This window comes from Labrys monachus (assembly GCF_030814655.1).
GTDB lineage: Bacteria > Pseudomonadota > Alphaproteobacteria > Rhizobiales > Labraceae > Labrys > Labrys monacha.
In genome coordinates, this window is the sequence record NZ_JAUSVK010000001.1 from 4,284,578 (window position 1) to 4,298,443 (window position 13,866).

At 63.3% G+C, this 13,866-nt stretch carries 11 protein-coding genes; 3 read left to right on the top strand and 8 right to left on the bottom strand.

Going from position 1 to position 13,866, the window contains the following annotated elements; all coding sequences use genetic code 11:
* Nucleotides 1-58: 58 nt before the first annotated feature.
* A complete protein-coding gene (gene rpoZ / locus J3R73_RS19625; RefSeq protein WP_307430633.1) occupies nucleotides 59-436 on the bottom strand; it encodes a DNA-directed RNA polymerase subunit omega in 378 nt (125 codons plus the stop codon).
* A gap of 522 nt (nucleotides 437-958) precedes the next feature.
* Between rpoZ and J3R73_RS19630 the strand changes: the two genes are divergently transcribed.
* Both J3R73_RS19630 and J3R73_RS19635 read left to right on the top strand, forming a co-directional pair.
* Nucleotides 959-1,636 carry a LabA-like NYN domain-containing protein gene (locus J3R73_RS19630; protein ID WP_307437518.1) on the top strand — a complete coding sequence of 226 codons (678 nt, stop codon included), beginning with the start codon at nucleotides 959-961 and terminating at the stop codon, nucleotides 1,634-1,636.
* A 206-nt stretch (nucleotides 1,637-1,842) separates the two neighbouring features.
* Nucleotides 1,843-2,505, top strand: coding sequence for a uracil-DNA glycosylase (locus tag J3R73_RS19635; RefSeq protein ID WP_307430636.1), 663 nt, complete (start codon nucleotides 1,843-1,845; stop codon nucleotides 2,503-2,505).
* A gap of 31 nt (nucleotides 2,506-2,536) precedes the next feature.
* On the opposite strand, the gene J3R73_RS19640 is transcribed toward J3R73_RS19635, so the two are convergent.
* Genes J3R73_RS19640 through dapA form a run of 3 tightly spaced genes read right to left on the bottom strand, consistent with a single transcriptional unit; the run spans nucleotide 2,537 to nucleotide 4,559 of the window.
* Nucleotides 2,537-3,163, bottom strand: coding sequence for an FMN-binding negative transcriptional regulator (locus J3R73_RS19640; protein ID WP_307430639.1), 627 nt, complete (start codon nucleotides 3,161-3,163; stop codon nucleotides 2,537-2,539).
* A gap of 18 nt (nucleotides 3,164-3,181) precedes the next feature.
* Entirely contained in the window at nucleotides 3,182-3,655 is a 474-nt protein-coding gene (gene smpB / locus J3R73_RS19645; RefSeq protein WP_307430641.1) for an SsrA-binding protein SmpB, read from the bottom strand.
* A gap of 13 nt (nucleotides 3,656-3,668) precedes the next feature.
* On the bottom strand, nucleotides 3,669-4,559 hold the full coding sequence (gene dapA, locus J3R73_RS19650) for a 4-hydroxy-tetrahydrodipicolinate synthase (RefSeq protein ID WP_370879963.1): 891 nt from the start codon (nucleotides 4,557-4,559) through the stop codon (nucleotides 3,669-3,671).
* Between the two features lie 396 nt (nucleotides 4,560-4,955).
* Here dapA and J3R73_RS19655 point away from each other — a divergent pair, with 396 nt between their 5' ends.
* Nucleotides 4,956-6,986, top strand: coding sequence for a lytic transglycosylase domain-containing protein (locus tag J3R73_RS19655; RefSeq protein WP_307437521.1), 2,031 nt, complete (start codon nucleotides 4,956-4,958; stop codon nucleotides 6,984-6,986).
* A gap of 66 nt (nucleotides 6,987-7,052) precedes the next feature.
* Here J3R73_RS19655 and J3R73_RS19660 read toward each other — a convergent pair whose 3' ends face one another.
* From J3R73_RS19660 to J3R73_RS19675, 4 genes are all read right to left on the bottom strand, one after another.
* Complete coding sequence (locus J3R73_RS19660; RefSeq protein ID WP_307430643.1) at nucleotides 7,053-8,531, bottom strand: phenylacetate--CoA ligase family protein; 1,479 nt, start codon at nucleotides 8,529-8,531, stop codon at nucleotides 7,053-7,055.
* 203 nt (nucleotides 8,532-8,734) lie between these two features.
* Nucleotides 8,735-9,937 (bottom strand): porin, encoded by a 1,203-nt coding sequence (locus tag J3R73_RS19665; RefSeq protein ID WP_307430645.1) that lies wholly within the window; start codon nucleotides 9,935-9,937, stop codon nucleotides 8,735-8,737.
* A 309-nt stretch (nucleotides 9,938-10,246) separates the two neighbouring features.
* Nucleotides 10,247-11,563, bottom strand: coding sequence for a porin (locus tag J3R73_RS19670; protein WP_307430648.1), 1,317 nt, complete (start codon nucleotides 11,561-11,563; stop codon nucleotides 10,247-10,249).
* Between the two features lie 509 nt (nucleotides 11,564-12,072).
* Nucleotides 12,073-13,365, bottom strand: coding sequence for a porin (locus J3R73_RS19675; protein ID WP_307430651.1), 1,293 nt, complete (start codon nucleotides 13,363-13,365; stop codon nucleotides 12,073-12,075).
* Nucleotides 13,366-13,866 lie beyond the last annotated feature (501 nt).

The window sequence follows — 13,866 nt, forward strand, 5'->3', positions numbered from 1 at the left end:
AAAGAAAAGCGGGCCGACAAGCGCGGCCCGCTTCAACCCGTGGGGAACGCCGGGGCGCTTATTCTTCGTCGTCGGAGCTGTTGTTGGCCGGCGGAACCAGGCCTTCCAGGCCTCGCAGCAGCTCTTCCTCGGACATGCGGTCGAAGGCGACGTTGTCGTCCGAATCGCCGCCGGCGAGCGAAGCAGGGTCCGTCTCCGGTTCATCCACTTCGACATATTTCTGCATCGAGTGAATGAGGTCTTCCTTGAGGTCGTCCGGCGTCAGGTGCTCGTCGGCGATCTCGCGCAACGCCACCACCGGATTCTTATCGCGATCACGATCGACGGTCAGCTGGGCTCCGCCCGCGATCATGCGCGCGCGGTGGCTGGCGAGGAGAACCAGCTCGAAACGGTTCTCGACTTTGTCGATGCAATCTTCCACCGTGACGCGGGCCATGCGACGCCTTTCCGTACCGTGTTTTTGGGGTCAAGCGTGTCACGTACACCAGCTGTTCTTTTTGCGCAACCCCGGCGACTCGCGCCGCAGCGGCGAAGGCGATGCAGCGCATGCCCTGCACGGCGGCGTCGCGTGCCCGGTCGCGGATGCCCGCCTGCCGGCGAGCGGCAGTGGCCGCCACCGGCGGCAAAGCTGTCCTCGGGAAGATATTCTCCGAAGGCACACAATAACGAGGCATATCGTCTCGATATTGTAATATAACGACTTCGCCGCCAGTTGGCTCAGTGTTACAAAATGTTTAGTTAAGCGGGAATGTTCAAAAACTTGACATTTTATTTCGCGAGGGGCAAAAGCGGATTGCGACGCTCCTAACCTTGGCGTTGTTGACTCTGCGCCGAAATTGCCCAGATAAGAAAATTCTCGTCGTGGCCTCAGAACTTATTGCAGGAATTCACTCAAGGCCCGCATCTTCGACATTTCCGAGCAAACCGTAGCACCAGAACGAACATCCATCGGCAGAAAATGAGCAACACACAGGAACGCATCGCCCTTTTTATCGACGGCGCCAATCTCTATGCCACGGCGAAGAGCTTGGGCTTTGACATCGACTATCGCAAGATGCTCAAGGAGTACCAGAGCCGGGGTTATCTCGTCCGCGCCTTCTATTACACGGCTCTCGTCGAAGACCAGGAGTATTCGTCGATACGTCCGCTGATCGACTGGCTGGACTATAACGGCTATGCCGTCGTCACCAAGCCAACCAAGGAGTTCGTGGATTCGACTGGCCGCCGCAAGGTCAAGGGCAATATGGACATCGAGCTCGCCATCGATGCCATGGAACTGGCCGATCACATCTCGCATATGATTCTGTTTTCAGGCGACGGGGATTTCCGTTCGCTCGTCGAGGCGATGCAGCGCAAGGGCGTGCGGGTTTCGGTCGTCTCGACCGTCTCGACCCAGCCTCCGATGGTGGCGGATGAACTGCGCCGGCAGGCCGACGAGTTCGTCGACCTCGTCACCCTTCAGTCCAAGATCGGTCGCGACCCGGCGGAACGCGCGGTGCGCGCGCAGAGCGGCTCCGCCTATCCTGCCGGCCCTGCGGCATCGCGGCAGGCGGCGCAGCAAGCCCCGCAGCAGGGTTTTGCCGGACAGACTCCGGGATTCATGGCGAGCGGCGCCGCCCAGAACGACGAGGATTGAGCGAGCGATCCTCGTCCACGCCGTGGCCGAAGCTTCCGGCCGGCCTTTGCGGAACCGTCGTCGTTTCCGGCGCGGCCGCGAGCCGGCGATGCCACGACGCTCCCGCCTTCGCGACAGTCGCGTCGGTTGCCTCGGCCCCCGCAGGGCGGCCATGATGCCGCCGGGCGTCCCGCCCGTGCAGGCGCCGTTCCGGAAATCATTCCTTCATGTCGGTCTCCCCTCTTTCTCCCTCCGAACCCGGCCGCGACTGTCCGCTTTGCGAACGCCTGGTCGCGTTTCGCCTGCATTGGCGAGCCAAGCATCCGGCCTGGCACAATGCGCCGGTGCCGAGTTTCGGGCCGCTCACGGCGCGATTATTGATTGCCGGCCTGGCGCCCGGGCTGCAGGGCGCCAATCGCACCGGGCGGCCCTTCACGGGGGATTGGGCGGGCGATCTGCTCTATGAGACGCTCGGCGATTTCGGCTTTGCCGTCGGCCATTACGACGAACGGCCCGACGACGGCCTTGCGCTCGTCGATTGCAGGATCACCAACGCCGTGCGCTGCGTCCCGCCGGAAAACAAGCCGACCGGCGGCGAAATCGCCACCTGCCGTCCGTTCCTGGCCGGAGCGATCGCCGAAATGCCGGCTCTGGAGATCATTCTCGCTTTGGGCAAGATCGGCCATGACAGCGTCGTGACCGCGTTGGGACAGCGCCCGTCGCAATGGCGCTTCGCCCACCATGCCCGCCACCGGATCGGGGGGCTGACGCTGATCGACAGCTATCATTGCTCGCGATACAACACCAATACGGGCCGGCTGACGGCGCCGATGTTCCGGGCCGTCTTCCAGACCATCAAGGACATGCTGCAGGAGTCTCCCGCGGGCTGAAGCCTCGCGAAAGCGGCTTCGCGGTCGGCCGCTATCGCTTTCCGGCGGCAACCAGGCCGGCCATGGCGCCGTCGCCCTGCGCCGCCAGGCCGTCGACCACGCCGGCCCGATCGGCATCGGGCCGGTTCTGGCTGACCTTCCATTTGCCCTCGAGGCGGGTGATCTCGATCTCGAGCCCGACAATACCCTTGATCTGCGACTGGATGAACGCTTCGGGCGCATCGTCCACGTGCCAGGGCGCGGTGCGGGCGCCTTCATGGGCCTTGGTCAAAGCGGCGATCTGAACCCTCAGCCAGGCGGGATCCTCGATCAGCGTCAGCCGGCCATGCACATGGACGGTGACGTAGTTCCAGGTCGGCACGACCTTGCCGGTCTGCCGCTTGGTTTCATACCAACTCGGCGTGATATAGGCGTCCGCACCCTGGAAGATCGCCAGGACCTCGAAGGAGGGGTCGTGGCGGGCGACCAGATCGTTGCCCCGCGCGATATGGGCCTGGAGCACGCCGTGGCTGCCGCGCCCGGGATCGAGAAGCATCGGCACATGGTTGGCGTCGAGGCTGTCGCCGGCCTTGGTCACCAGCGTCGCCAGGGGGTGCGCCCGCATGAGCGCATGCAGCACGTCGCGGTTCTCCTCGCGGAAATGCGGGGGCTGATACATGGCGCCTCTCCTCGGACTCTACCCCTTGTCGCGCAGCAGGCGGCCCTTCTCGCGCTGCCAGTCGCGCTTCTTCTCGGTCTCGCGCTTGTCGCCAAGCGTCTTGCCGCGCGCCAGGGCGATCTCCACTTTCGCGCGGCCCTGCTCGTTGAAATAGAGCTTCGTCGGGACGATGGTCAGGCCGTCGCGCTGCACCGCACCGATCAGCTTGGCGATCTGGCGCTTGTGCAGCAACAATTTCCGCGGACGCTTGCGCTCGTGATTGAAGCGGTTGGCCTGGAGATATTCGGGAATATCGGCATTGAACAACAGGAGTTCGTTGCCGGACGGCCCGGCATAGGATTCGCCGATCGTCGCCTTGCCGAGGCGCAAGGACTTCACCTCCGTGCCGGCCAAGGCGATGCCGGCCTCGAAGGTGTCGAGGAGCTCGTAATGGAACCGCGCCTTGCGGTTGTCGGCGATCAGCTTTTGGCTGACGCCCTTCTTGTCGGACACGGCGGACCGCCTTTCACCCGTTGGTCAGGCCCGCATGAAGCATGGCCTGCTTGATCTGCTCGCGCACCGGCTCCGTCACCGGAAGCAGCGGCAGGCGTACCTCCTCCTTGACGCGGCCGAGCATGGCCAGGCCGCATTTCGCCCCGGCAAGGCCGGGCTCGAGGAAGGTGGCAGCATGAAGTGGGGTGAGACGGTCCTGAATTGCAAGGGCCGCCGCGTAATCTCCGCGCAGGGTCGCCTCCTGCAGAGCGGCGCACAGACGCGGCGCGATGTTGGAGACGACGGAAATGCAGCCCTGCCCGCCCGCAGCGTTGAAGGCCAGCGCCGTCATGTCCTCGCCCGAAAGCTGGATGAAATCCGGTCCCAGATGCTGGCGCTGGAGCGAGACCCGCGCGAGGTTGCCGGTCGCGTCCTTCACGCCGGCGATGTTCTCCAGCTCATACAGGCGCTTCATGGTCTCGACCGACATGTCGACCACGGACCGGGGCGGAATATTGTAGATGAAGATGGGAATGCCGACGGCGTCGTTGACGGCCTTGAAGTGCCGATAGAGGCCCTCCTGCGTCGGCCTGTTGTAATAGGGCGTCACCACCAGCACGGCATCGGCACCGGCCTTCTCGGCATGGCGTGCGAGATCGATCGCCTCGACGGTGTTGTTGGAGCCGGCGCCGGCGATCACCGGCACGCGGCCCTTCGCCTCGGCGACGCAGATCTCCACGGCGCGCTTGTGCTCGTCGTGGCTGAGGGTCGGGCTCTCGCCGGTCGTGCCGACCGGGACCAGGCCGTGGCTGCCTTCCCCGATCTGCCAGTCGACCAGGTCCCGAAGGGCTTTCTCGTCCAGAGCGCCGTCACGAAACGGCGTCACCAAGGCGGTGAACGAACCTCTGAACCGGGCCTTCGTCATGATTTGCACTCCGCGCGGCAGGCGAAAGGAAAGAATTGCCGGCGGCCAGACATATACGAGCAGCCCTGCGGCGAAAAGAGCGCTGAGGCCAATTCGAGACCGTTCGCAGACGAATTCGTCACGGGCCGCGGCGTCCGCAGCCGCGGCCGCCCTTCGCAGGAAAAAGCCGCGTCCAAAACCATGCGACGTTCCGTCACCTCGCGTAACGAACGCATGAAATCGCCGTCCATCGGCCCTGAAAACAGCGTCTTCCGGACCGCGCCCGGCCCCGTTCGGGCATTACATCGCTGTAATTCACGGTTCATCAACGAGGAGACGCGACAATAGCCGACCTGATTGTCTCCGGTTGGCGTTGCGGTAATGCTTTTGCGATTTGTGACGGGAACTTCGTTGTTCGTGGTCGTGTTGACCGGCGCCGTCGCAGCCCCTCTGACGTTCCCGGCCTCGAAGCCTCCCGAGCCGGTCTCGCCGGCGGTTTCCTTCCGGCTCGACACCGACGTCACCGGATCGCTCGGGATGGTCACCCCGCCTCTCGGCTCGCAAATGCTGCTGCTGCGACAGACCATCTCCGCTTACGAGAGCGGCGATCTTTCCGGCGGCGACGCTCTGGCCCGGAGCCTCGCGGATCCGGCCAGCCGCGCGGCGGCCGAGTGGATCTCCATCCGCACGGCATCGCGCCAGGTCGGTTTTCAGCGCATCGCCGGCTTCCTCACGGCCTATCCGAGCTGGCCGGCGGCACCGGCGTTGCGCCTGCGTGCCGAGGAAGCGCTCTACAACGAGAAGCTCGATCCGGGCACCGTCCGCGCCTTCTTTGCCGATACGAGCCCCCAGACCGACGAGGGCAAGGTGGCGCTCGCCGGCGCTCTCCTGCGGGCCGGCGACCAGCGGCGGCCCGTCGCGCTCATTCGCGACGCCTATCGCAACGACACGCTCTCCGGCCAGATCGAGGCGGACCTCCTGCGCAATTACGGCACCATGCTCACCCGCGCGGACCACAAGTTTCGGGCGGACCGGCTGATCTATGACGGCGATTTCGCCGGAGGCCTGCGCGCGGCGGCACGCGCCGGTGCCGATGTCGCGGCCATCGCCAGGACGCGGATCGCGGTGGCGCGGCAGGCCCGCAACGCCGGCGCGCTGATCGCGGCCAATGCGTCGAGCGACCCCTCCTATCTCTTCGCCCGCATCAGCTATCTGCGCCGGCAGGAGAAGGACAAGGAAGCCGCCGCCCTCCTGCTGCGGGCGCCGCGCGACCCGGCGCTGCTGGTGCGCCCCGACGAATGGTGGACCGAGCGCCGCCTGGTGTCGCGCGACCTCCTCGACCAGGGGGACGCCCGCACGGCCTATGCGGTGGCGGCCGGCTACACGGCCGAAAGCGCCAAGGTCAGGATGGAGGCGGAGTTCTATTGCGGCTGGATCGCCTTGCGCTTTCTCGGCGACGCGCGCACGGCAGCGCGTCACTTCGCCAATCTGAGCGCACGCGCGGAGCATCCGATCTCGATCTCGCGCGGCGCCTACTGGCAGGGCCGCTCCGCAGAGATGCTGGGCGACCGCGGCGGCGCGGAGCGCTTCTACCAGCTCGCCGCCCATTATCCCACCACCTATTACGGGCAGATCGCCCGCGCCCGCCTCGGCATGCGCTCTCTCGATCTGCAGGTGCCGCCCGAGGCCTCGGCCTCCGTGCGACAGAGCTTCGACAGTCTGCTGGCCGTGCGCGCCATCGCCCAGCTTTATGCCCTCGGCAAGCGCGACTATGCCCGCAACCTGGTGAACGAGCTGGGCAAGCGTCTGCAGGACAGCGCGCTGCTCAAGCTTCTGGGCGACCTCGCCATGGCCAACCGCGACACCAAGGCGGCCCTCTGGGTCGGCAAGTCGGCCACCCAGCGCGGGCTGCCCCTGGAGGCGATCTCGTTCCCGATCGCCGCCATCCCCGGCTTCAAGGAGGCCGGCAACGTCGAACGCGCCGTCGTCTACAGCATCGCCCGGCAGGAGAGCGAATTCGGCCACGACGTCGTCAGCCATGCCGGTGCGCGCGGCTTGATGCAGGTGATGCCCTCCACCGCGAAGGCGACCGCCCGTGCGGCCGGCATGGCCTTCGATCCAGAGCGCCTGACCTCGGACCCCGCCTATAATGCGCGGATCGGCGCAGCCCATCTCGGGGAGCTGATCGGCCGCTTCAGGGGCTCCTACATCATGACCTTCGCCGCCTACAATGCCGGCGCCTCCCGGGTCGCGGACTGGGTGAAGATCTATGGCGACCCGCGCGATCCCGCCATCGATCCGATCGACTGGGTCGAGCGCATTCCCTATACCGAGACGCGCAACTATGTGCAGCGCGTGATGGAGAACGTGCAGGTCTATCGCGCGCGGTTGAGCGGACGGACGGCCCTGCTGATCGATTCCGACCTTCGCCGGGGCACGGGGAAATAGGCGATGGCCGGCGACGGAGGGCGCTGACCCCCGAAACGGACATTTTCGCCGCCGGCGCCGAAACCGCTATGTCACTCTGCAGATGAACTCTTCATACTTGCCGTTCCTGCCGGAGGGCAGGCGTTCGCGCGATTGCACGAGTTCAATGTTGAATTCGGTGCCCAGCGCCTCGCGCGCCAGCCGGCATACGCCCTCGGCGTCGGCAGCGCTGATCTCCTCGTCGGTGGCGATCTTCAATTCGATCCTGTCGACGCTGTGCTGGATGAACTGGAACTGGCGAACCGGCGCGACCTCCTGGAACTTGATGAGGCCGATCGGCGGCCAATGCCTGGTGCCGTCGGGCTTCACCAACAGGTTTCTTTCGCGGCCGAGAATGCGGCGCAGGGTCGGCAGGCCGCGCCCGCAGCTGCAGGTCCCGCCCACCTCCGCATGGTCTCCATTGACGTAGCGGATCATCGGCGAGGCGAAGTTGTGGAGATCCGTCACCACCACGCGCCCGATCTGCCCTTCCTTGCAAGGCTCTCCCTTGTCGTCGATCACCTCGACGATAAGGGCTTCGGCCATGATGTGGTACAGGCCGCTCTCCGGACATTGGATGGCGATCGTGCCGACCTCCTCGGAAGAGTAGACATCCTCGATCCGCAGGCCGGTTATTTTCATGGTCCGGACACGAAGATCCTCCGAGACGGTCTCGGCGATCGTCTTGATATGCTTCAGGGGCGGGATCTTGAATCGTCCAGTCTCCCACAGCGTCAGGAGAGCGCTCAGATTGTTGGGATAGAGCAGGAGAATTTCGGGCTTGAACTTTTCGATCAACCTCGCCTGGCGCTCGATGTCGGTCTCGATCGGAATATCCTGCGAAGGACCGCTTTCGAACAGATCGGAGGTCGGAGCAGCCCATTCGTCGAATTCGCCGATGGCTTCCACATGGGATCTGATCGACATCATGCGCGAAAGAAAATTGCGCCGATACCAAAAATTGTCCCGAAATCCGAAGGCCATGAAGAAGAGCTGATTCAGGCCGGTCTTGCGGATCTCAACCGGCTCTCCCGTCGATCCGGAAGATTGCACCATCGCCGCGGGCATGTGGCTCCTCGGCACCTGCTTTGCGAAGAAGGACGGGCCCGCGCTCTGCAGCTCATGCCGGGTCAGCGGCGCGATGGCACGCAAGCGGGCTATCGAATCGCTCTTCTCCGCTCTCCGGCCAGCCGCCTTGAAACGTTCGGCAAAAAGGGGGGAATGCCTGACATGATGCCTGATCAGCACCGCCAGCTGCTGGGCTTGACGCTGCTCGATCACCGCCTGCGGCAACCATTGGGTCGTTTCGAGCTCGGCGAGCAGAGCTGCGAGGACGGCATGTTCACCAACCAGGACCGGAGGCCATTTGACGCCCTCCATCTGCGATCTACGACGGGGGGCATCTGCGGAAATAAGATTTCGTTCCATAAGTTCTCTTTTGAAGATCAGTGGCAGCGCAGCGGTGGAAAAATACACACATTTAAAGAAAGCATAAACCCATCCCAACCACAATGCCGTAGAATACATTCAAACAAGCACAGGATGAAATGAAGGATTCCGGCTCGGCAATCGGGGAATGATCTCAGCGGCGGGCTATTCGCAATGATCCCCACTCGCGAGAAGAACGGTTAGACATCAGCCAAGATTTTTTGGCCCAGCGCCCGCGGCCTTCATGGATCTCTGCCGGACCGGAAGCCGCCATTGCGGCAGATCCGGTCGCATTCCAGGCCCTAGAAGGAACGCCTGACCCGCAAGGCCCCTGTCCATCCCTTGCTTTCGATGGGGCTTGCCGGCGTGTAATCCGATTTTGCAGCATAATGGCTGTAAAAGACCTCCGCGCCGAAGGTCAGGCCGCGCGTGAAGGTGTAGACGGCGTTGCCGCCGGCGATCCATGCCTTGATGTCCGGCGTCGGCGGATCGAGATAGTTGTCGGCATTGGCGCCCTTATAGTCGAGATAGCTGCCGAGCAGGTTGAAGGTCAGGCGCGGGGTGAGGTTGACGCCGAACTCCCCGGTCGCGGTCCAGCCATGCCCGAGATCCGTCATGCCGCTATAGCCGTCGAACGCGGCGTCGACCTGCTGCCAACCCAGATAGGTCGAGGCTCCCTTGGCATAGGTCCCCTCGGCGGCGACATGCGCGCCGGAGAGAATTGGCAGGTCGAGGCCGAGCGCCCCGCCGGCGGCAAAGCCATAATCCGATCCCTTGATCAGGGGGCCGGCGGTCTCCGGGCCGGGGTAGCGGATCTGGTGCATGGCGCCGAACAGGGCGGCCTCGCCCCAATCCCGGTCGATGCGCAGATTGCCGACGACGTCCGGCGCCACCGTGCCGCCCGACGGCACGCTCTCGAAGAATCCGAGTTCGTTGAACAGCGAACTGCGCGTATGCGCGGCATCCTCGACCGAGAGCGTGGCGGACAGGGCGCCGCCGACTTCCTGCGTGTAGGCAAGGAGATTGGTCGTCCCAGCATAGCCGAAATAGGGCTGCCGGATATCGCTGGCGTAATCGAGATCGTAAATGCCGAAGAAGCTGTGGGCGTAGCCCGCCGTCACGCCGTCGAACTGGACATAGGCCTTGTCGACGATGAAAGACGACTTGCCTCCCGGCAGGACATAGGCATCGAGAAGGATATAGGAACGCAGCAAGCCGTAATCGGTGGCCGTACGCGCATCGAAGCCGATCTGGCCCCGCGTCTCGAAGGTGGTGGTGTCCAGGGCCCGGTTGCCGGGCTGCGTCACGATGTAATCCGCCCTCACCTCGCCGCTTACTTTCAGGCAGGTGTCGGTGCCCGGCAGCGCCCAGAAGCCGACGCCCATGACCACGCAGGCCTGGAGCTTGTCCTGCTGGGGCGCCTTTGCCACAGGCAAATCCTGCGCCATGGCGACCGAACCGGTCGCCATGCCTGCCAGTACGGAAAGGGCATAGATCTTCTTCACCACTTTCACCGGACAATATCGAAGAACCGAGCGGACGCGGGCGGGCACAGATGGTCTATTTGATTCGATAACACAACTTGCGCGTGCCTCACAGCATCGATGGACCTCGATGCTGCAAAACTATTATCCTGTGACGCAAACGGCACAAAGGCGGTGATGCACCCCAATCGGCTACGGCCGCGCGACACTGCAAGTCTCGGCGCACCGCTTCCGTAGAAGACATCGGCTGGGTCCATCGAGCTTATCGGCAGCGTTGCGTCCAAAAAAAAGCCCGGCTTGCGCCGGGCCTCTCGTCGAAAGAACGAAGCGTCAGAAGCTGCGTTCGATGCGAATGCCGCCGACGACCGCGTCGGTCTTGCTCTTCTCCAGAGCGGTACCGTCCGTGCCTTCGCCGAGCACGATCGTGCTGCCCGAGTCACCATCGGACCGGGTGTTGACGTAATACACTTCGGCGCCGATCTTCAGGCCCTTCACGATCTGGTAGTTCAGCTGCGCGCCAGCGACATAGGACGTGAAGTCTGCCGCTGTGCCGGTCGGCGCGTCGAAGTTCGCATAGCTGCCGAAGACCATGGCCGTCAGCTGCGGCGTGATGTCGAAGCCGGCTTCACCCGTCACCGACCAGCTCGAAGCCTGCTTCTCGCGGCCATCCGGGGTCTCGTAGGAGTCATACACCTCAGGCGCACCGGCAGGCGAGAACTGCGCTTCGTTGGTACCGGTGAAGGCATTGGCGCCATGAGCGTAATTGCCCTCGACCGCCAAATAGGCACCCGGAACCAGCGGCAGGTCCAGCGACAGGCCGGCGCCGATCGCATAGCCCCACTTGTTCTGGCTGCCGGTGTCACCCGCCACGTCGGAGATGGTGCTGCTCTCATGGAGGGCAGCCATCAACTGAGCCCGCCCCCAGGACGCGTCATAGAGGATGTTGCCGATGAAATTCGGCATCTTCGCGCCGGCCAGCGTGCGCGTGTCCGATCCGAGACGGGCTTCCGCCGGATCTTCGACCGACAGCGTGGCGCTGAAGCCGCCGCCGAACTGGGCGGTGTAGGCGATCAACTGCTTGGTACCGATACCACCTGACCCGAAGTAAGGCGCGAAGAACGTATCGCCGTAATAATTGTCGTAGAAGGCATAGAAGGATTCGGCATAACCGGCCGTCAGGCCGCCGAACTGGATATAGGCCTTGTCGACATAAATGTTCGAGCCATGGACGCTGCCGACCTGCCAGGACTGGCCGCCGGAATTACCCGTGGCGGCGTCGATCAGCAAATAGGAACGCAGCAGGCCGTAATCGGTATCGGTGCGAACATCGAAACCGATCTGCGCGCGCCCCTGGAAGGAGGTCTGCGACAGGGACCGCTTCGATCCGGTGCTTTGAACCGTACCGTTGGTATCGACCGTCACCGGGCGACTGGGAACACTGTTGAACGTGTAGTCGGCGCGAATGTTGCCGCTGATCTTCAGGCAGCTGTCGGTGCCGGGAATATAGAAGAAGCCCGGCCCATACTGGGTGCAGACCTTCACATATTCAACCGCTTCGGCTTTCGTCACGGGAAGATCGGCGGCCTGCGCGACACCGACCACGGCGATGCCGGCAGCGGCGCCGAGGAGAAATGACTTCATCTTCATAGATGACCTCCAAGACAATTACATCAGACCGAATGCGCGAGCGACCTTCGATCATCGAGAGATCCTGGCCCAACCCCAAGTCGTTCCCCGGACCCGACCCATCACCTGAATCGATGTGGAGACAATGCTGCAGGGGTCCGCCTTATACAACAGCTATTCTGCGGCAGGCCCGGCCATCCAGTGTTTTGGTAAAAACGTGTAGCAGAAATGACACAGACATATTTATGGGGCTTTTGCGGCAGAAATCGCCTCAAATGCCGGATATTCGTCACAATCGCTGACAGGCGTCACCTCCCGCTCGCGCGGGGCGGTCGTCCGCCTGCACCAAGGCCAGGCCCGATCGGAACCCAACCAATCCGCGTGCAGCATTTGACCGCACGGGGATGTAGCAATCGGTAATCCGCCCGGCGCGATTCGGCGGCAGGGGTCAGGCTCATCAAGAGCGTTGCGGACCAGACGCAAAAAGGCCCGGCAAAAGCCGGGCCTTCCTGTTGATCGATCGAAACCGATCAGAACGTGCGGATGATGCGAACACCACCGACGATAGAGTCGGTCTTGGCCTTCTGCAGAGTAACACCCTCACCGGCAACGATATTATTGCCTTCGGAGTCAGACTTCGTGTTGGCGTAGTACACTTCGGCACCGATCGTCAGGTTCTTGACGATCGCGTAGCTCAGCTGGGCACCGACCTGATAAGCCGTGAAGTCGTTGTAGACAGACGGCGCATCGTAATGGCCGTAGCTGCCGAAGAGCATCGCCTTCAACTGCGGGGTGATGTTGAAGCCGGCTTCGCCGGTCACCGCCCAGCTCTTCGCGGTCTTCAGGCCGCCGTTGACCCAATAGGCATCATAGGCGTTCGGGGCGCCGGCCGGCGAATACTGGTTGTCCGCCACGCCGGTGAAGGCGTTAGCACCGTCAGCATAGTCGCCTTCCAGGGCGATATAGCCGCCGGCAAGAGCCGGGATGTTGATCGACACACCAGCGCCGACAGCAAAGCCCCACTTGCTGTGGCTCGACGTGTCAGAGCTGGACGCGATGTTGATAAGGTCGGTCTGATGGAGCGCACCCATGATCTGGGCTTTGCCCCACGCGCCGTCATACAGCACGTTGGCGATGAAGTTCGGCGTCTTGGCGCCGGTGTTCGTCGCCGTGCTGGAATTGCCGATACCACCGCGATAGGCTGCCGGATCTTCGATCGACAGCGTGGCGCTGAAGCCGCCGCCGAACTGAGCGGTGTAAGCGAGCAGCTGCTTGGTGCCGGTGCCACCCGAGCCGAAGTAAGGCGCGAAGAAAGTATCGCCGTAGTAATTGTCGTAGAAGGCGTAGAAGGTTTCAGCGTAACCGGCCGTCAGGCCGCCGAACTGGATATAGGCCTTGTCGACGTAGACCTTGGAGCCGGAGACATTGCCGACCTGCCAGGACTGGCCGTTCGAGGTACCCGTTGCGGCATCAAGCAGCAAATAGGAGCGCAGCAGGCCGTAATCGGTGTCGGTACGGACGTCGAAGCTGATCTGGGCGCGACCCTGGAAGGAGGTCTGGCCAAGCGAACGCTTGGACGTGGTGCCTTCAGAGGCGTACGGGCGGCTCGAGAGGCTGTTGAAGGTGTAGTCGGCACGATAGTTGCCGGCGATCTTCAGGCAGGAGTCGGTGCCGGGGATGTAGAAGAAGCCAGGCCCGAACTCCGAGCAGACCTTCACATACTCAACAGGCTCAGCCTTCGTCATGGGCAGATCGGCAGCCTGAGCAGCGCCGATCGTGGCGATGCCTGCAGCGGCGCCGAGGAGAAGTGACTTCATCGTCATTAGATGACCTCCAAGACAGTTATTATCTGATCAAAAGCGCCGCTCGGTGCTTCGACCGTTTCGCGAGACCCCGGCCCCAACCAGTGGTTGCTTCCCGGATACGACCCATCGGATGAATCGATGATTGGACATTGCTGCACGCGCCCTGCTTGTACAATAGCGATTGTGCCCTACAACCGGAGCACGCAGCATTTTGGCCATGATGTGTAGCAAAAAAGACACAGAGGCACTTGCGAGGCTTTTTGGCGTGGAACAGGGCAAAATCGGGGATTTTAGTCCTGAATTGTGCCGATTGGCGGCAGATAGATGAAGGCCGGCGGCGAGGCTGGGGCTGCCGCGACGGGAGATCGGCAGCGCAATCATGGCCAGATCTTGCCCTTCGGATGTCAGTAGAGGCATCGGCCGCAAGGCCGTCGTGCCGTATCTGGCACGCCGCCGCCGGGAGGACATGGGCTCGCCGGCGGCCGAATGAGAATCCCTCGCGCGACTCGCCGGCCGGGC

Excerpts from the sequence above, each read along its gene's own strand:
- J3R73_RS19670 (WP_307430648.1), bottom strand. The coding sequence starts at position 11,563 with ATGAAGATGAAGTCATTTCTCCTCGGCGCCGCTGCCGGCATCGCCGTG.
- J3R73_RS19630 (WP_307437518.1), top strand. The coding sequence starts at position 959 with ATGAGCAACACACAGGAACGCATCGCCCTTTTTATCGACGGCGCCAAT.
- rpoZ (WP_307430633.1), bottom strand. The coding sequence starts at position 436 with ATGGCCCGCGTCACGGTGGAAGATTGCATCGACAAAGTCGAGAACCGT.
- J3R73_RS19660 (WP_307430643.1), bottom strand. The coding sequence starts at position 8,531 with ATGTATTCTACGGCATTGTGGTTGGGATGGGTTTATGCTTTCTTTAAA.
- J3R73_RS19635 (WP_307430636.1), top strand. The coding sequence starts at position 1,843 with ATGTCGGTCTCCCCTCTTTCTCCCTCCGAACCCGGCCGCGACTGTCCG.
- dapA (WP_370879963.1), bottom strand. The coding sequence starts at position 4,559 with ATGACGAAGGCCCGGTTCAGAGGTTCGTTCACCGCCTTGGTGACGCCG.
- J3R73_RS19640 (WP_307430639.1), bottom strand. The coding sequence starts at position 3,163 with ATGTATCAGCCCCCGCATTTCCGCGAGGAGAACCGCGACGTGCTGCAT.
- J3R73_RS19675 (WP_307430651.1), bottom strand. The coding sequence starts at position 13,365 with ATGACGATGAAGTCACTTCTCCTCGGCGCCGCTGCAGGCATCGCCACG.